13 protein-coding genes and 1 tRNA gene are annotated in these 17,426 nt (G+C 66.3%); 6 read left to right on the forward strand and 8 right to left on the reverse strand.

Going from position 1 to position 17,426, the window contains the following annotated elements; genetic code table 11:
* The 3 genes from AC3IPP_RS05235 to dsbD are packed head-to-tail and all read right to left on the reverse strand — an operon-like array spanning window position 1 to window position 3,381.
* Window positions 1-675 carry a DsbA family protein gene (locus tag AC3IPP_RS05235; protein WP_489150598.1) on the reverse strand — a complete coding sequence of 225 codons (675 nt, stop codon included), beginning with the start codon at window positions 673-675 and terminating at the stop codon, window positions 1-3.
* A gap of 22 nt (window positions 676-697) precedes the next feature.
* A complete protein-coding gene (locus tag AC3IPP_RS05240) occupies window positions 698-1,492 on the reverse strand; it encodes a TlpA family protein disulfide reductase (protein WP_489150599.1) in 795 nt (264 codons plus the stop codon).
* Window positions 1,489-3,381, reverse strand: a complete 1,893-nt coding sequence (dsbD, locus tag AC3IPP_RS05245) for a protein-disulfide reductase DsbD (RefSeq protein ID WP_489150600.1) — start codon at window positions 3,379-3,381, stop codon at window positions 1,489-1,491. Before dsbD ends, AC3IPP_RS05240 begins: the two co-directional genes overlap by 4 nt.
* 62 nt (window positions 3,382-3,443) lie before the next feature.
* On the opposite strand from dsbD, the gene AC3IPP_RS05250 reads away from it, so the two are divergent.
* Window positions 3,444-4,097 (forward strand): response regulator, encoded by a 654-nt coding sequence (locus tag AC3IPP_RS05250; RefSeq protein ID WP_008264155.1) that lies wholly within the window; start codon window positions 3,444-3,446, stop codon window positions 4,095-4,097.
* A complete protein-coding gene (locus tag AC3IPP_RS05255) occupies window positions 4,094-5,422 on the forward strand; it encodes an ATP-binding protein (RefSeq protein WP_489150601.1) in 1,329 nt (442 codons plus the stop codon). Before AC3IPP_RS05250 ends, AC3IPP_RS05255 begins: the two co-directional genes overlap by 4 nt.
* Window positions 5,423-6,223: 801 nt before the next feature.
* On the opposite strand, the gene AC3IPP_RS05260 is transcribed toward AC3IPP_RS05255, so the two are convergent.
* Window positions 6,224-6,299, reverse strand: a tRNA-Lys gene (locus AC3IPP_RS05260).
* A gap of 196 nt (window positions 6,300-6,495) precedes the next feature.
* On the opposite strand from AC3IPP_RS05260, the gene AC3IPP_RS05265 reads away from it, so the two are divergent.
* Complete coding sequence (locus AC3IPP_RS05265; protein WP_489150602.1) at window positions 6,496-7,911, forward strand: amino acid permease; 1,416 nt, start codon at window positions 6,496-6,498, stop codon at window positions 7,909-7,911.
* Window positions 7,911-8,264, forward strand: a complete 354-nt coding sequence (locus AC3IPP_RS05270; protein WP_489150603.1) for an Hpt domain-containing protein — start codon at window positions 7,911-7,913, stop codon at window positions 8,262-8,264. The genes AC3IPP_RS05265 and AC3IPP_RS05270 overlap by 1 nt, the downstream gene beginning before the upstream one ends.
* Window positions 8,265-8,567: 303 nt before the next feature.
* Here the strand turns inward: AC3IPP_RS05270 and AC3IPP_RS05275 are convergent, their stop codons facing one another.
* Together AC3IPP_RS05275 and AC3IPP_RS05280 are read right to left on the reverse strand one after the other, a co-directional pair.
* The gene (locus tag AC3IPP_RS05275; protein WP_489150604.1) at window positions 8,568-8,981 is read right to left on the reverse strand and encodes a low affinity iron permease family protein; all 414 of its coding nucleotides are present in this window, start codon (window positions 8,979-8,981) and stop codon (window positions 8,568-8,570) included.
* Window positions 8,982-9,032: 51 nt separating this feature from the next.
* Window positions 9,033-11,315, reverse strand: coding sequence for a S9 family peptidase (locus tag AC3IPP_RS05280; RefSeq protein WP_489151040.1), 2,283 nt, complete (start codon window positions 11,313-11,315; stop codon window positions 9,033-9,035).
* Window positions 11,316-11,421: 106 nt separating this feature from the next.
* On the opposite strand from AC3IPP_RS05280, the gene AC3IPP_RS05285 reads away from it, so the two are divergent.
* Together AC3IPP_RS05285 and AC3IPP_RS05290 are read left to right on the forward strand one after the other, a co-directional pair.
* A complete protein-coding gene (locus tag AC3IPP_RS05285) occupies window positions 11,422-12,237 on the forward strand; it encodes a ferredoxin--NADP reductase (RefSeq protein WP_489150605.1) in 816 nt (271 codons plus the stop codon).
* 4 nt (window positions 12,238-12,241) lie between these two features.
* Window positions 12,242-12,574 carry a chorismate mutase gene (locus tag AC3IPP_RS05290; protein WP_489150606.1) on the forward strand — a complete coding sequence of 111 codons (333 nt, stop codon included), beginning with the start codon at window positions 12,242-12,244 and terminating at the stop codon, window positions 12,572-12,574.
* Between the two features lie 123 nt (window positions 12,575-12,697).
* Here AC3IPP_RS05290 and AC3IPP_RS05295 read toward each other — a convergent pair whose 3' ends face one another.
* The gene (locus tag AC3IPP_RS05295) at window positions 12,698-14,149 is read right to left on the reverse strand and encodes an amidohydrolase (RefSeq protein WP_489150607.1); all 1,452 of its coding nucleotides are present in this window, start codon (window positions 14,147-14,149) and stop codon (window positions 12,698-12,700) included.
* A gap of 74 nt (window positions 14,150-14,223) precedes the next feature.
* Entirely contained in the window at window positions 14,224-17,205 is a 2,982-nt protein-coding gene (locus AC3IPP_RS05300) for a TonB-dependent receptor domain-containing protein (protein WP_489150608.1), read from the reverse strand.
* Window positions 17,206-17,426 lie beyond the last annotated feature (221 nt).

Below are 17,426 nucleotides of genomic sequence, written 5' to 3' on the forward strand. Positions count from 1 at the left end.
TCAGCGCAGCGGTTGTCCGGAGCGGATACGACCGATCACGGCTTCGAGTTGCGCCTGGGGCATGCCGCCTGGGATCAGATTGCCGTTGATGATAAAGGCGGGCGTGCCCTGGAGGGCCAGGGCCGCCGCTTCTCGCCCGTTTCGGTCGAGCACCGCGTCGATGTCTGCGCGGTGATCGGCCAGGTCCTGATTCAGGCGCGCCATGTCCACGCCGGCCGACTGGACCAGACGCGTGATGTCCGCCTGGTCGCCGATGCGCGACGGCGACAGCATGAAGGCGTTATGGACGGCCTCGTATTTGCCCTGATAACCGGCGGCGAGGGCGGTCCGGGCGGCGGTCTCCGAGACGTCGCCGAAGATCGGCCAGTCCTTGTACAGGACGCGCACCTTGGGGTCCGCCTTCAGCAGGCCGTCGATCTCCGGCTGCATCTTCTTGCAGTAGGGGCAGTTGTAATCGACGAAGCCGATAATGGTCACATCGGCGTTTTCGGCGCCGATGAAGGGCGCGGCGGGATCCCGAAGCAGATCGTTGAAGCCGACCTGGGCGATGGGTGGCATGTCTTGTCCAGAGGCGGCGGAAGGGCTGGCGGGCGCCGCGCCGTTGTCGGCGTCGGCGGGGCCGCAGGCGGCGAGCGCCAGGACGGCGGCGAGGGCAGGGGCGAAGGTGCGGTTCATGGAAGCTCCGTGAGGCGAGGGGTCAGTGCAGACGCGCGATTTCCGTCGCGATCTGTTCGGGGGCGATTTCCCCCATGTGAGCCTTGGCCAGGCGGCCGTCGGCGTGGAGGAATAGGGTCACCGGAATGCCGGCCGTGCCGTAGTGGCGCGGCACCGCCATGGCCTCGTCGAACAGGACATGGTCGAGGGCCAGCCCCTGGCTCTGCAGAAAGGCCCGAACGCCGGCTTCGCCCTCGCCCTGGTTGACGAAGAGGAAGCGCACATTCGGATGGGCTTTTTCGGCCTGGGCCAAAGCCGGCATCTCGCGCCGGCAGGGCGGGCACCAGGTGGCCCAGAGATTGATCACCGTGGGCCGGTCGCCCGGAGCGGAGAGGTTGATGGGCGGGGCGTCCATCGCGGCCAGCGTCAGGGCGGGCGGCGCCATGGGCTGCGTCGCCGAGGCCAACTGATGGGCGGTGGTCCAAACCAGGGCGCTGGCCAGCACAGGCGCAATGGCCCAGGCGCGTTCGCGCGTCGTGCGCAGCAGCAGGATCGTGGTCAGGATCACGACCGGCGCGACCCAGATCCAGCTGAACCCGCCCTGCCAGACCGCGAGCGCCCGCCACGGGTCCGCCCCGAAATACTCCCAGTGCGTCGCCACGTGACCGAGGCGGGCGGCGGCCAGACCGCCGAAGACCAGGACCGTGCTCCAAAGATTGAAGCGCGGGCTGACCCGGCTGGCCAGCAGTCCGGCGCCGATCATGAAGACGAACACGCCGGCGATAATGGCGAATCGCTCGCCCGACAGGACGAGCGGGCCCAGGGTGATGGCGTTCATGCGGCGGCTCCGGCGCTCTGCAGGGCGGATGCGACGTCTTGGGCCGACATTTCTCCGATCAGCCGGCTGCCCGGCGCCTCGGTCGCCGAGGGCGACAGGAAGATCATCGTCGGCGGTCCGACCACTCCGTGCCGCTCAAGAAGATCACGCGCCTCGGGGGTGCTGCGCGTGACGTCGACCTTGATGAGGTCGGTGTTCGAAAGGCCAGCGATGACGGCGGGGTCCTCGAACACCGTCCGCTCGATCACCTTGCAGCTGACGCACCAGTCGGCGGTGAAATAGACAAGGGCGGGACGTTCGCGCGCGCCGGCATCGGCGACGGCGCGGTCCAGCGCCGTCTGATCCAGCACGACCGCTGCGGTTTCGACCGGCGCGGCGGCTGCTAGTCCAGCGGGACGCGCCAGGGGCTCAAGCGGACGCCAAGGGTCGTCCGCCCCGAGACTGAGGCCGACCAGCAGCAACAGGCCCCAGGTCGCGGCCGCCAGGCCGGCGACACGGGCGACGCCGTTTCTCAGGTTCGGGCTGAGCGGCTGGAACAGGCCGAGCGCGGCCGCCAGACCGAGCGCCAGCGCCGCGCCGAAAGCCAGCGTCGCCGTCGGCGGCAGGATGCGGCCGGCCAGCCACCAGGCCATGCCCAGGAAGATGAAGCCGAACAGCATTTTCACCCGGTCCATCCACGGCCCGGCCTTGGGCAGGAAGCGCGCGCCGACCGTGCCGAACACGATCAAGGGCACCCCCTTGCCCAGGCCCAGGAAGAACAGGGCAGCCGCGCCCAGCCCAACGTCGCCGGTCTGGGCGATATAGAGCAGGGCGCCCGCCAGGGGCGCGGTCACGCAAGGGCCCACGATAAGGGCGGAGACGAAGCCCAGACCTGCGGCTGAGGGAAGGGACCGCCGGCCCTCGCCGCCGTCGCGGGAGAGGCGGCTGGTCCAGGCCGAGGGCAGTTGCAGCTCGAAGCCGCCAAACATGGACGCGGCAAGGATGACGAAGACGACAGCCAGAGCGCCCACGGCCCAAACCGACTGGAGCGCCATCTGCAGGTTCTGTCCGGACCAGGCGGCCGCGACGCCCAGGAGGGCGAAGGCGATGGAAAGGCCCAGCACATAGGCGACGGAGAGCGTCAGACCTCGGCGCGTACCGCGCCCGTCCACGCCGCGTCCGATGACGCCGGCCAGGATCGGATACATGGGAAAGACGCAGGGCGTGAAGGACAGCAGCACGCCAAAGCCGAAGAAGGCGAGCAGGACCCAGGTCGCCCCGCCCTGCAGCGCCAGGCGATCGACGAAGCCCGGGTTGGCGTCCAGAGTGACCGCCGGCGATGACGCGACCGGCGAAGGCGCCGCTCCTCCCTCGTCGTCCTCGGGCGCGGGTGTAGCGCCCGGCGCCTGGATCGCCAGCATGGCCGCGGCCTGTGCGGTCTGCGCATCGGCCTCCCGCGCGGTCACGTCAGCCTGCGGCCGGGTCGGCACGTCGATGGTGCGCGTCATCGGCGGGTAGCAGATCGAGTCCTCGAGGCAGCCCTGATAGGTGATGTTGACCGACGTCGGCTCGCCCGCCTGCGTCAATGTCTGCGCCGACAGGGTCGCGCGACCCGCGTCATGCCAGACGTCGACGACGCCGAAGCCCGGATCGTCCTTGGTTTCGCCGGCGGCCAGTTCCAGTGGTAGAGACACCTTCCCGCCCGGCGTGCTGGCGACGGTGTGGTCACGATAGAGATAATGGCCAGGCGCGATGTCCCAGGCGAAGGCCAGATCGCCGTCGGCCTCGCGCGTCACCGTCAGGGCGAAGGCCTTGTCGGGCGAAAGCGGAGCCTGACCCAGAGCCGAACCCGGCAGGGCGAAGGACAGGATTGCGAGAGCGGCGGGCAGCAGTCGGCGGAAAAACCTCATGGCCATCTCGTCGGCAAGCGAGCTTAAGTCAGGCTTAAGCCGGAGCTTGCACGTCACACCGCATGAGATTGCTCGCCATAGAAGACGATCCCGTCCTCGCCGACGGCCTCCAGGTCGGGCTCAGCGCCTGCGGCTGGACGGTCGAAGTCGTCGGGCGGGTCGAGGACGCCCTTGCGGCGCTGGAAAGCTCGGCGTTCGATGCGGTCGTGCTGGACCTGGGTCTTCCTGACGGCGACGGCCTTTCGGTGCTGCGTTTCGTTCGAGAGCGCGACATGGATGTCGGCGTGGTGGTCTTGTCGGCGCGCGACGATAGTCGGGACCGCATTGTGGGTCTGGACGCCGGCGCGGACGATTATGTCGGCAAACCGTTCGATCTCGACGAGCTGGCCGCGCGATTGCGCGCGGTGCGGCGTCGCCTGCTCGGACGTTCGACCCCCGCCTTGCGCCACGGCGGGGTGACCATCGATCCCAAGTCGCGTCTGGCCTGGCGTGAAGAGGGGGACCTGCCCCTTTCAAGACGTGAGTTCGCTATCCTGGAGGCCCTGATGGAACGGCCCGCACAGGTCCTCTCGCGCAGTCAGCTGGAAGAACGCCTGTACGGCTGGCAGGAGGAGATCGGCTCCAACGCCGTGGAAGTGCACATCCACTATCTGCGGGCCAAGTTGGGAGCCGGCTTCATCCGCACCGTCCGCGGCGTGGGATACACCCTGCAATGAGCTCGATCCGCCTGCGTCTGTTCGTCACTCTCGCGCTCGTGACCGCCCTGGTCTGGGGCGGCGCGGTCGTCTGGGTCGAAATCCAGACCCGGGCCGAAGTGCAGCGGGTGCTGGACCGGCGCCTGATGGAGTCGGCCCGCATGGTTTCGTCCCTGATGCAGGCCGGCAGCGTGCGCCCGGCGATCCAGGCTCCGGACACCGGGGCCGCGGATGTCTATGACCGTCAGCTCTCCTGCCAGATCTGGTCGCTGGAAGGCGATCTGATTGGTCGGTCCCAAAGCGCGCCTGCGGAGCGATTGTCGGAAGGGGGCGACGGATTTTCAGAACGCACGATCCGGGGCGAGCGCTGGCGCGTCTATACGGTGCATGATCGAGACGCCGGATTCCGGGTCATGGTCGGGGACAATCTGGCCGTTCGCGAACACCTGGTCGGCAATGTCGTCACCGCCTTGATCGGTCCGGCGGTCCTCGGCCTGCTGGCGCTGGGCGTGCTGATCTGGTGGTCGGTTGGGCGGGGGCTGGCCCCTATTCGACAAATGACCCGCAGCCTTGCGGTACGGGATGCGGAAGATCTGACGGCGTTGGACGTATCGCCGGACGCCCGCGAACTCCGTCCCTTCGCCCTGGCGCTGAACGACCTGATGTCACGCCTTGGCGCAGCGCGGCGTCGCGAGGCCGAGTTCACGGCCGCCGCCGCGCACGAGTTGCGTACCCCTCTGGCAGGCCTGCGCGTCCAGGCGCAGATTGCGGCGTCGTCTTCGGATCCTGCCGTTCGAAGCCGCGCGCTGGAGCAGATCCAGACTTCCGTCGATCGCACCGCCCGCCTCGTCACGGGGCTTCTCGCCCTGGCGCGCGAGGACGAGATGCCGGTTAGCGACGAGGATCGCCGCTGGGTGACGCTCCGATCGCTGTTTGCAGGAGCGGAAGGCGATGGTCGGGTCTCGTTCGTCGACGGTGACGCCCTGCTCAACGTGGATCCAGATCGCTTCGGGGCAGCGGCCGCCAATCTGCTCGCCAACGCACAGGCGCACGCGGCATCCTCAATCCTGATCAGTTACGACCCGACTTCCAGACGCTTGATCGTCGAGGACGACGGACCGGGCGTGGCCTTCTCGGATCTGCATCGTTTGGGACGGCGCTTTTTCCGCGCGTCTAATGCCCCTACCGGAGGGAGCGGTCTGGGCCTCTCTATCGTCCTCGCCACTGTGAAGGCCCATGGGGGACAGGTGCAGTTCTTGCGCTCACCAGGAGGCGGTCTTCGTGTTGAGGTGACAACTCCGGAGCAGGCGTCGGAGTCTTTGAACAACTCGACCAAGCGAGACTGACGGTATCAACCGGCTTCAGTGGCGTCTGTTGTCGGTTTGATGATACGGTATAGTCCATTGCCTATTCGCTTGTCATAGCGGTGCTGGTTGGTCTTGAAGCAGAGTTGCCTGCCGATAGATGGCGACATCACTAGAATTTTATTACGTCGAATTTCATCAATGAATTCAAAAGCGCTGTCCAAGTGACGGTAGCTCGCACGGTATGGTGCGCGGATTAGAGAAAAGGCGCTGATAAATCAGCGCCTTCTGGTCTGTTGAAGGATCGAGTGGGGATGGTTCAGACGCCCGCGCCTCAAATCGCGGCACGTCCTCCATCCTGTGGCTTAGCCGCTCGGATCTGACTCTTGGGCTCCCCAGTCGAGTTCTGTAGACCGAGATCGGCCCAAGCTTCCAAGTCGTGCACTGCATAGATCACTCGACCTCCGATCTTTCGGTAGGTCGGTCCAGTTCCGTACGTGCGGTGTTTCTCTAGGGTTCGCCCTGAAAGGCCCAGAAAGTGGCCTGCTTCGGGCGTCCTCAGATAGCGAGAGCGTGCGGGTGAGTCAGTTGATTTTGCCATGTGCGCAGCCACCAGAGGTCTCCGATTCGGAAGCGAGGGGCGTAAGTTTGAGCGGCTGTGTCATCTCCGACCATCCGCGAGTTTACGGTCGGAACCGTGCCGGGGTCGCGACGGCTAGATTATCGGGCAACACCAACCGCAATCCACCGTCCTAACTACCGTCCTAATCGCCGTCCTAAAGGATGGCCCGACGATAGAGCTCGGTCGAGATGGCTAAATATTCAATGAAATCAAGGGGACGATGGTGGGTGATGTAGGGTTCGAACCTACGACCCGCTGATTAAGAGTCAGCTGCTCTACCAACTGAGCTAATCACCCGTACCGTCGTCTGCGCCCTTGGTGTGGCGCCGGTCCTTCGCGGCGGCGTTGATGGCCTCGGCGAAGGGCGCTCCTATTACTCAGGACCGGTGTCGGGTGCAAGCGTCAAATGCATCTTTTATCGCGATTGCATCGCGCGCTAAGGTCGCGCCTTGAATCAGCCGCCGAAAAGACGCGGCGAGGGGGAGTAAAGATTATGGCGTTCTGGAACCGTCGTCGCTCGATCGACGCGATGCTGGCCCCGCATTCGGGGCCGGGGCTCAAGAAAACCCTGGGTTGGCCGCACCTTATGGCTCTGGGCGTCGGCGCCATCGTCGGCACCGGCATCCTGACCCTGATCGGAGTCGGGGCGGGTCTGGCGGGCCCTGCGGTGCTGATCAGCTTCGCCCTGGCCGGTCTGGTGTGCGCCTGCGCCGCTCTGGCCTACGCCGAACTTTCGACGATCATGCCCGCCTCGGGCAGCGCCTATACCTATTCCTACGCCGCGCTGGGCGAGATTTTCGCCTGGGTCGTGGGTTGGAGCCTGATCCTGGAATATTCGCTGGTCGTGTCGACGGTGGCCGTCGGCTGGTCCGGCTACGCCGTGCCCTTCCTGGCGGGACTGGGCATCGACCTGCCGTTCGCTCTGACCGTGGGGCCGCATGTCGAGGGCGGGCTGATCAACCTGCCGGCCATCTTCATCATCGCCATCGTGACCGGCCTGCTGCTGCTGGGCACGAAGGAAAGCGCGACGCTGAACGCCATCCTGGTGTTCGTGAAGATCGCCGCCCTGGTGGTGTTCGTGGCCATCGCCATGCCGCACTTCGATACGGCCAACTTCACCCCCTTCATGCCGCACGGCTTCGGCGCGCCCTTCGTACAGACGGGGGTCATGGCGGCGGCGGCCATCATCTTCTTCGCCTTCTACGGCTTCGACGCCATCGCCACGGCGGCCGAGGAGACCAAGAAGCCTGAGCGCGACCTGGCCATCGGCATCGTCGGCTCGATGGTGGTCTGCACCGTTCTGTATATCGCCGTCGCCGCCGCTGCGATCGGCGCCGCCCCGGTCGCCAGCTTCGCCGACAGTCCCGAGCCGCTGGCGCACATCATGCGTGGTCTGGGCCAGGGCGTCGCCGCCCAGTGGATCGCCGCCGCCGCCGTGATCGCCCTGCCGACCGTGCTGCTGGCCTTCCTGTTCGGCCAGAGCCGCATCTTCCTGGGCATGTCGCGCGACGGCCTGCTGCCCAACCGCCTCGCCAAGATCTCGAAGCGCGGCGTTCCGGCTGTGGTGACGGTGTTCACCGCCGTCGTCGTCGCCTTCCTGGCCGGCATCATGCGGCTGGACGAGCTGGCGTCGCTGGCCAACGCCGGCACCTTGATGGCCTTCATGGCTGTGGGCGTCAGCCTGATCGTGCTGCGCATGCGCGAACCGAACCGCGAGCGCAAGTTCAAGGCGCCGCTGTGGTGGCTGGTCGGCGGCATCGCCATCGTCGGCTGCATCATCTTCTTCTTCAGCCTGAAGACCTCGACGCAGCTCTACTTCCTGCTGTGGAACCTGTTTGGTCTGGCGCTCTACCTGCTGTGGTCGTCGCGCAACTCGCGCCTGGCCAAGGGTGAAGAGGCCGAGGCCTGATGGCCAGGCGCGACCTGTCGGGGGCGGTGGATTTCACCGTCCTCGAAGCCATGACGGCGGGCATGGATGATGTGACGGAAGAAGTGCTGGGCCTGTTCGCAGAACAGGCCCGCATGTGGTCGGCCATGCTGGACGCGTCCAGCGAAGGCTGGCGCGACGCCGTTCACACCATTCGCGGCGCCGGGGCGGGCATCGGGGCCAAGGCCCTGGCCCAGGTCTGTGAAGAGGTGGAGTTCGGCGAACAGGCTTCTGCGCCCGCCGGGCTGGAGCGGGTTCGCACGGCGCTGGACGCGGCCTTGGCGGATGTGGCGGCCTATCGTCACGAACTGGCGCTGAAGAGCCTGAAGGGCTGAAGCCGCGCCCTTTGCCCCTTGCGGGAAAAAGTGGACGGCGAAGTCGAACGGATGAGGGGTTGCTGGACGACGTGTCCTGCAGCCCCTTTTTCGTGCGGCGCAGACACCTTCTTCCGCAAGGGGAGAATGATCGAACGTCGCCTATCGCACCGCTGCAATACCGGTAAAACATGGCGATTGCGCGTGTCTTACCGCGATCAGTCCGCCGCCTCTCGTTCGTTCGCCATGATGCGCGGTCCACCAGCGGCGCGGAGAGATTTCAGACGATTCAGACGAATTGGACTCTGTTTTTTCGGCGCCTCGTTAGGCCTCGGCGCGTGACGCGGGGCGGCTTCTAACTGCCCGCGCGGGCCGCCCGGCATGGATGTCGCGCCCGCGCCGCTCGACCTCCTGCAGGATGACCGCCAACTCCTTGTCGGTCAGATGCTCGATGCCGATAAAGCCCGCGTCGGCCTTCTTCACCGCATAGATCAGCTCGTCCATCTTGGCGTGCATGGCGGCGGCGTCGCGGTTCTGGGTGTTCTGGATCAGGAACACCATCAGGAAGGTGACGATGGTCGTGCCGGTGTTGATCACCAGCTGCCACGTCTCGCTGAAACTGAACACCGGCCCGGTCACGGCCCAGGCCAGCACTACCGCCACGCAGACGATGAAGGTCCACGGCCGCCCCGCCAGCTTGGCCGTCGCGTTCGCCAGATGATTGAACAGCTTTTCCATTCCGGCGGAACGGCGGCCGCAGGGCCGGGTTCCGCCGGATCAGTGGTCGCCTCAGTCCGCTTTCTGGGCCGCCTGCGTCCCGATGGTGCGGTCCAGGAAGTCCAGATAGGTCCGCCACTGATGCAGCTGACGATCATTGCCCCGGATGCCGTGGCGCTGGCCCGGATAGAGCATGGTCTCGAAGGGGATGCTCTTTTCCTGAAGGGCGTTCAGAACCCGCGTGGTGTTCTCGAAGATGACATTGTCGTCGGCCATGCCGTGCATCAGCAGCAGACGCCCCGTCAGATTGTCGAGCCGGTTCACCACGTCCGAGGCAGCATACCCCGCCACATTGCCCTGCGGCGTCGACATGTACCGCTCAGTATAGGCGGTGTCGTACAGGCTCCACTCCGTCGGCGGCGCCCCCGCCAGGGCGGCGGCCAGACCCATCTTCGGCTCGGTCAGCGCCATCAGGCTCATGAATCCGCCGTAAGACCAACCCATCATGGCGATGCGGCTGTCGTCGACATAGGGCAGCGAGCGCAGATAGTCCGCGCCGATGACCTGATCCGCGATCTCCGGCTGGCCCATCTTCAGATAGAGGGCCTGTTTGAAGGCCGCCGAACGATCGCCCTCGCCCCGGTTGTCCAGGCGGAAGACGATATAGCCCGCCTCGGTCAGCAGTTGCGTCGTCGCCGGCTGCCAGGCGTTCTTCACTCCGCCCCCCGAAGGACCGCCATAGACCTGCATCACCACCGGATACTGCTTCGACGGATCAAAGCCCGGCGGCGTGGTCATCTGCCAGACCAGGGTCTCGCCGTGGCTTTGAAGGGTTCCAAAGGTCGGCTTCTGCTGGCGCTCGGCATAGGGCCAGAAGGGGTGGCCGGGCTGGAGCCTGTTCTCTTCGATCCAGCGCACGCGCTGGCCGTTGATCGAATAGAGCGCCGACTGAGCCGGGGTGTTCACGTCGGTATAGTTGCCGACATAGGCCGTGCCCGTGCCGTTGACCTTGGCGCTCCACCAGCCGCCGCGCGGGGTGACTTCCGTCGGGTTCAGCGTCCGCTTGTAGCTGGCGCGGAACAGTTGCTGCTCGATCGGATATTCTCGGCCGTCGCGCATGGAGGCGGTGAAGAAGACCTCGCCCGTCTCCGGGTTGACGCCGTCCAGCGACTTCACCGGATAGTCGCCGCGCGTGATGGCCCGCAGGCGACGCCCGTCCTTGTTGTAGAGATAAAGGTGCCGCCACCCGCTCTCCTCGCTGGACCAGATGAAGTTGCCGTCCTTCAGCGCCTTGAAGTCGTGGGTGACGTTGACCCAGGCGTTCGAGGTCTGACTGGCGATAACCCGGCTGGCGCCCGTGGCCGGATCAATGCTCAGCAGATCCAGCCGCTTCTGGTCGCGCGACAGGCGCTGGGCGTAGGCGACCGAACCATCCGCCGCCCAGTTCACCCGGCCCAGATAGATGTCGGTATCGGCGCCCAGATCGACTTTGACTCGCTGGCCGCTCTGCACGTCCTGGACATACAGCTCGACCACGGCGTTGGGCCGCCCGGCGCGCGGATAGCGTTGCGAGATGACCGAGGCCCCGCCGCCCGTGATGTCCAGGCGCGGAATGACGTCGACGGTGCTCTCGTCCGTGCGTTGCAGGGCGATGTAGCGTTCGTTCGGACTCCACCAATAGCCGGTGTCGCGATCCAGCTCTTCCTGAGCGATGAACTCGGCCGTCGCCCAGGTGATCAGATCCTTGCCGTCCGTGGTGATCGCCTGTTCAGCGCCCGTCTCAAGGTTGACCAGGAACAGGTTCTGATCGCGCACGAAGCTGACGAAGGCCCCTTTGGGCGAGACCTTGGCGTCGATCTCATCCGCCGCCGTCTCGGTCAGGCGCCGCACCGAGCCGTCGGCGCGATTGGCCAGGAAGATATCGCCTTCCAGCGGCGCCAGGATGTAGCGGCCCTGCTCGTCCCACGAATATTCGACCACGCCGCGCTGCGAAATCCGCATCCGCTCGCGCCGCGCCTTCTCGGCCTCGGACAGTTCGCCGGCGTCTGGGACCAGGGCGCGGGCGTCGATCAGCTTGAACGGCTCGCCGCCCTTCACCGGCGCGGCCCACAGGTCCAGCACGTCCACGTCGTCCTCGCGCGAGCGCAGGAAGGCGACCAGTTCGCCGTCGGGCGACAGGCTGACCCCCTTGGCTACCGGCCCGGCCAGCGACGGATTGGCGAAGACCCGCTCGACCGTCAGGATCGAGGACGCGGGCGCCATGGCGGCGGACGGAGCCGCCGGCGGAGGCGAGGATTGGGCGAAGGCCGAGGTCGCAGCCATCAGGATCGTCGAGGCGAGAAGAAAAGTGCGCATGGCGGTGAAGCTAGAGGCGGAATCTTCCGTCGTCATCCGCAAATCTTGTCGCGCTGCGACCCTCGTGAGACTTTCGCAACCGCCCGCGACGGCCTAGGTAGTCGCCATGTCTGACGCCTCCCTCTCCGCGCCGCCCGTCAAGGCCAGTCCGTTTCATGAGTTGGAAGTCCTGTGGGTCCGCCACTGGAACGACCAGTTGTTCAGCTTCGGCGTGAAGCGGCCCGAGGATTTCCGTTTCCGCTCGGGCGAGTTCGTCATGATCGGCCTGCCCGGCGAAGACGGCGGCAAGCCCATCCTGCGCGCCTATTCGATCGCGTCGCCCTTCTGGGCCGAGGAGTTGGAGTTCTTCTCGATCAAGGTCGAGGACGGTCCCCTGACCTCGCGTCTGCAGAAGATCGTCGCGGGCGACAGCGTCCTGATGGGCAAGAAGCCGACCGGCACCCTGGTGCTGGATGCATTGACCGGCGGCGAGCGTCTGTGGTTGATCGGCACCGGCACGGGCCTGGCGCCCTGGCTGTCGGTCGCGCGCGATCCCGAGACCTACTCCCGCTTCAAGCAGGTCATCGTCTGCCACACGGTGCGCAACGTCGCCGACCTGGCCTATCGCGACTTCTTCAGCCACGAGATCCACGACGATCCGCTGGTCGGCGACGAGGCCAAGGCTCAGTTGACCTATTATCCGACCGTGACCCGCGAGCGCTTCGAGACGCCGGGCCGCATCACCGACCGCATCAAGTCGGGCGACGTCTTCGCCGACCTGCAACTGCCCATCGGCTTCTCGCCCAACAGCGACCGCGTCATGCTGTGCGGCTCGATGGCCATGATCAAGGAGACCGGCGAACTGCTGGAATCCTACGGCCTGAAAGAAGGCTCGAACGCCGAACCCGGCGACTATGTTCTGGAGCGCGCCTTTGTCGACTGACCTGATGACCTCTCCCGCCGCCGTCGCCATCGATGATCGCAAGGCGCCGGAAGACTGCGCCACCATGATCGACGTGCGTCAGGGCGTGGACGCCCTGGACCGCGCCCTGGTGACCCTGCTGGCCGAACGCCAGCGCTATATGGACGCCGCCGCTCGCATCAAGCCGAACCGCGACGCCGTCTTCGATCAGGCCCGCATCGACGACGTGGTGGAAAAGGTGCTGAAGGCGGCCCAGCCCGCCGGCCTGTCGCCTGACATCGCCGAGCCAGTTTGGCGCCTGTTGATCGACCGCTGCATCGCCCACGAGTTCGGAACCTGGGACAAGACGCGCAGCTGAGTTTCTTTCTCTCCTTGTGGGAGAAGTGGCCCGTCAGGGCCGGATGAGGGGTGTCGGCGCGGCGCTTGAACGGATGTCGCCAGCCCGTGTCCTCGCACCCCTCATCCGTCCGGCTCGGCGACCTTAGTCGCGGTAGTTCAGCGCCGGGGCGCGGTCGCCCAGCAGGGCGCGGTATTCGAAGTTCGGGCCGCGACGGCGCTCGAACTCGGCCTTGGCGGCCTCGATCGTTTCGGGGCTCTGGAACAGTTCGGCGGTGGTCAGGGCCAGGGTCTTGGCCGCCAGATGAGCGCCCTTCAGGCCGATGCTCGTGCCCGCCGCCACCACGTTCTGCCACGAGTGACCGGCCGAACCCGGCACGAAGGTCGCCGTCGATAGGCCGACCGTCGGCGTGACCCACGACACGTCCGACACATCGGTCGAGCCGCCGAAGTCGCCGCCGATCACGGCGTCCTCGATCTGGCCGACGGAGGCCAGGTCCGGCTTGGTGGTCAGGGTCTTCTGGATTTCCGACGCCAGGGCGGTTTCCTCGGCCGTCCAGGTGATGCCGCCGACGTGGCGCAGGTTGCGGTCCATGACGTGCATCAGGGCCTCGTTCGGCAGCATGGAGTAGACGCCGCCGATGGCCTCGAACTCGACGCGGGTGCCCGTGCCCAGCGCGGCGCCGTCGGCCGCCAGCTTCACCCGCTCCAGCACGTCGCGGACGATCTCCGGGTTGTTGTGACGGACGTAGTAATAGGCCTCGGCGTAGGCCGGGACGACGTTGGGCGCCTTACCGCCGTCGGTGATGGCGTAGTGGATGCGGGTGCGGTCGGGCACGTGTTCGCGCATCAGGTTGACCATGGCGTTCATGGCCTCGACGCCGTCCAGGGCGGAGCGGCCCTTGTCCGGCGCGGCGGCGGCGTGGGACGCCGTGCCGTAGAAGCGGAACTTGCCCGAGACATTGGCCATGGTGTCGCCCTGACGGGCCGAGTTCACATTGCCGGGGTGCCAGTGCAGCGACACGTCGACATCGTCGAACAGGCCGTCGCGGACCATGTAGACCTTGCCCGAGCCGCCTTCTTCGGCCGGGGTGCCGTAGACGCGCAGCTCGCCCTTGATGTTGTTGGCGACCATCCAGTCCTTGACCGCGATGGCGGCGTGGATGGAGGCGGCGCCGAACAGGTTGTGGCCGCAGCCGTGGCCCGCATGGCCGCCCGCGGATTCCTGGATCGGGCTGAGCGTCTGGGACAGGCCGGGCAGGGCGTCGTACTCGGCCAGGACAGCGACCACGGGGCCTTCGCCGGTCTTGAAGCTGGCCAGGAATGCGGTCGGCTCATTGGCGATGCCGGGTGTGACGGTGAAGCCGGCGTCACGCAGCTGGCCCTGGAGCAGCGCCGCGCTCTGGGTCTCCTGATAGCCCAGCTCGGCGAACTTCCAGATTTCCAGCGCAGCGTGGTCGAGGGCGGCCTGGTTGCGGTCGACGGTCGAGATGATCTGCTGCTGGGCCTGCGGCGACAGCTCGCCGGCCAAGGCGGGAGCGCCGATTCCGGCCAGGACGGCGGCGATGGCGAGAGCGCGCATCGAAACGGGTTTCATGGTGAACTCCAGGAACAAAAGAAAAGGGGGCGGAAGGCGTGGCCGCCTGCCGCCCCGGACCGAGCAGAGATCGGTCAGAAGGTCTTGCGGATGCTGGCGTACCAGTAGCGGCCGTAAGGTTGATAGACGGTGCCGACGTAGCCGCCGCTGGACAGGGGCGGTTGTTCGTCTGTGATGTTGCGCACGCCCAGGCGGACCGCCGTGCCGGCCAGAAGGCCGCCGTCCTCGAACTGATACTCGCCGTACAGATTGCCCGTCAGGGTGGCGTCGACGGTCCAGGGATCGTTCGCCGCATTGGTGACGGAGTCGTCGTAGAGCGACGAGATGTACTGGGTGAAGGCGCCGACGGTGATGTTCTGGTAGCGCCAGGTTCCCGACAGCGACCACTTCCATTCCGGGCGGCCGAAGTCGCGAAGCAGGTCGCCGGCGCTGCCCGAGAAGTTGATCGTGGGGTCGATGTCGCCGGCTTCCATCGCCGCCATCAGTTCCTGAACGCCGGGCGAAGGCTCCAGGTAGTATTTCAGGAAGTGCGAGACGTTCAGGTTCAGGTTGAAGTCGCCGTAGCGGGTGCCGCGCAGGCTCCACATGGCGCCCAGGTCCAGGCCCTCGACGGTCTGGGGTTGCTGATTGGTATAGGCGTCCTTGATGTAGAGGATCTCGCCCGCTGGCGTGAGGCCGGTGCCGGCGAACAGGCGGATGTCCTCCGGCGTCGGGGCGGCGCGCACCACGTTGGGGTTCGAGCCGCCGCTCTTGCGCAGCAGATAGTCCAGGGTGATGGCGTTCTGGCCGCGGAAGATGCCGACCATGCCGGTCTGCTCGACGCGCCACCAGTCGGCGGTGAAGGTGAAGTCGCCGTATTGGGCCGGAATGAAGCGCGGCTGCACCACCAGGCCGAAGGACAGGGTTTCGGACTCTTCGGGCTGCAGGTCAGGATTGCCGGAGCGCTGCTCGGCGGTCAGGCGGGCGATCCGGGCCGTGCTGACGGCATCTGCGTCCACGAAGCCGGAGGGCGGGGTGAAGCTGCCGCCGCACTGGTTCATGTTGCTCAGCGCGCCGCGACGCAGCAAGGCCTCGCAATAGGCCCAGTCCGTGCTGGTGTTGGAGCGGGTGATGACCGTGGCGTTGATCTGCTCCAGGTTCGGGGCGCGGAAGCCCTGGGCCCAAGAGCCGCGAACGCGGAAGCCGTCGACGATGTCCCAGGCGGCTGCGAACTTGGGCTTGGCCACGTCGCCGAAGTCCGAATAGTTCTCGAAGCGGCCGGCGATCTGGACCTCCAGGTTGTGGACCAGGGGGACGCCCATCTCGGGCGAGACCAGCGGGGCGGCGAACTCGATATAGGCCGACAGTACGTCCCGCTCACCGTAGGTGTCGGGGTTTTCGGACGAGTTGATCAGGTCGCTGTAGGTCGCGCCCGATTTGTCGGTGTAGCGGATCGTGCCGTCGATCCGGCTGTCGCGGTCGTCGAGCTGGGTCTCTGTGCGGGCCTCGACGCCGGCGGCCATCCCGACCGGACCACCAGGCAAGGTGAAGAGGTCGGGGCGCGAGATCTTGAAGTCCCACATGCCCAGTTCGGTCTTGGTCTTGCGGACCATGTCGACGCCGATGGCGTCCAGCGCCGCCTGGCTTGACGGGGTGGAGTCGCCATAGCGCGGGTGCGTCGGGTCGCCGCCGTTGAAGAAGTTGTAGGCGTCAGGCGTGGCCTTGGACGCCCACTCGAACAGCTTGGTGGTCGAGATGTTGGCCGACACGTCCTCGGCGGTGGCTTCCGACCAGACGAGCGCCGATTCCCAGTTCCAGCCGCGCCATTCGCCGCGCAGGCCGCCCAGGGCGCGGAACTGCTTGTTCGTCACCTCGACGCCGATCGGCCCGAAGTCGTTGAAGCGATAGCCGCTGAGCAGCAGATCCTCGCCGGTCGGGTTGTAGAAATTCGTGCCGGGGATGGTCATGACCACGGACGACAGGGTGTTGATCGGCGCCTGCCGCGCCTTGGATTTGGCGTAGTAGCCGCCCAGTTCACCGAAGAACTCGACGTTGTCGTTGATCTCGTAACGGCCGGTCAGGAACAGGTTGAAACGATCGACCTCGGGAATGACCGTCAGGTCTTCCTGGGCAGTATCGGCGCGCAAGGTAGCGTCAACCGTGGTGCCGTTCTTGATGCACAAGCCGTCGCCCAACTGCCGGATGCAGCCGGACAGGGTGTTGGGCTGGATGGTGAAGGCCGATCGGTTCGCGCCGCCGATCGAGGTCGCGCCGTCGGCGACCCGGAAATAGCCCCAGGGCGTCAGCGACGAGACGCCGTTCAACGTGGTGTCGTTCTCGAAGCCCGTTCCGGCGAACAGGGAACTGATGTCCACGGAGGCGGTGTAGTCCTGATCCAGCGTCGAAAGCTCGTCGCGGTGGTCGTAGTTGAAGAACAGGGAGACGTTGCCGCGGCCGTCGGCGATGTCCTTGCCGCCGTAGAAGGAGAAGTTGCTCTCCCACATGTCGGTGCCTTCAGCGGCGCCGTACTGGGCCGAGACGGTCCAGTCGTTCATGTCGTCGCGCAGGACCGTGTTGACCACGCCCGCCACGGCGTCGGCGCCATAGATGGCCGCCGCGCCGTCGCGAAGGACTTCAAGCCGCTTCAGGCCCGATACCGGGATGGCGTTGGTGTTGTAGGTCAGCACGGGCACCAGGTGCTCGTTCGCCTGGGATGTCGGGTGGCCTACGACCCGCCGACCGTTCAGCAGCACCAGGGTGTTGCCGATGCCGAGGTTGCGAAGGTTGACCGAGCCGGTGTCGCCGCGCGCTGAGTTCGACGAGGCGGGCAGATAGCCGGAGTTGAACGTGACATCGCCCATCTGGGGGATGGAGCGCAGCAGTTCGTCGCCCGAGGTGGCGGCGGTCGCCTGGATCAGTTCCTCGCCCACCACGGTGACGGGCAGGGCGGCGGTGACCTTGGCCCCGCGGATCTGGGAGCCGACGACGACGATGTCGTCAACCTGGGTAGCCTGATCAGCGGGCGCCTGCTGCGCCTGGGCTGCGCCTGCGGCGAGCAGGGCGGTTGACGCCAGCATGGCGGCCTTTATGGCGCGATGTGCATGAGCTGAGCGCATGGATTTGGCGTCCCCGTGTTTCTTCACCACTTCGGCATCCCCTCCGATTGAGCGTCATTCTGATTGTGAGCGGCCGTCGCAGAAGATGCGGATGCGGCTTTTGGCGGCGGCGAATGACGGGCCGCATTTGTGACTAAAAGGCGCCACAGTTAATGGCGTCAACCTTTTGAGAATAAATATTG

The sequence above is a fragment of the Brevundimonas sp. KH_060 genome, assembly GCF_057838275.1.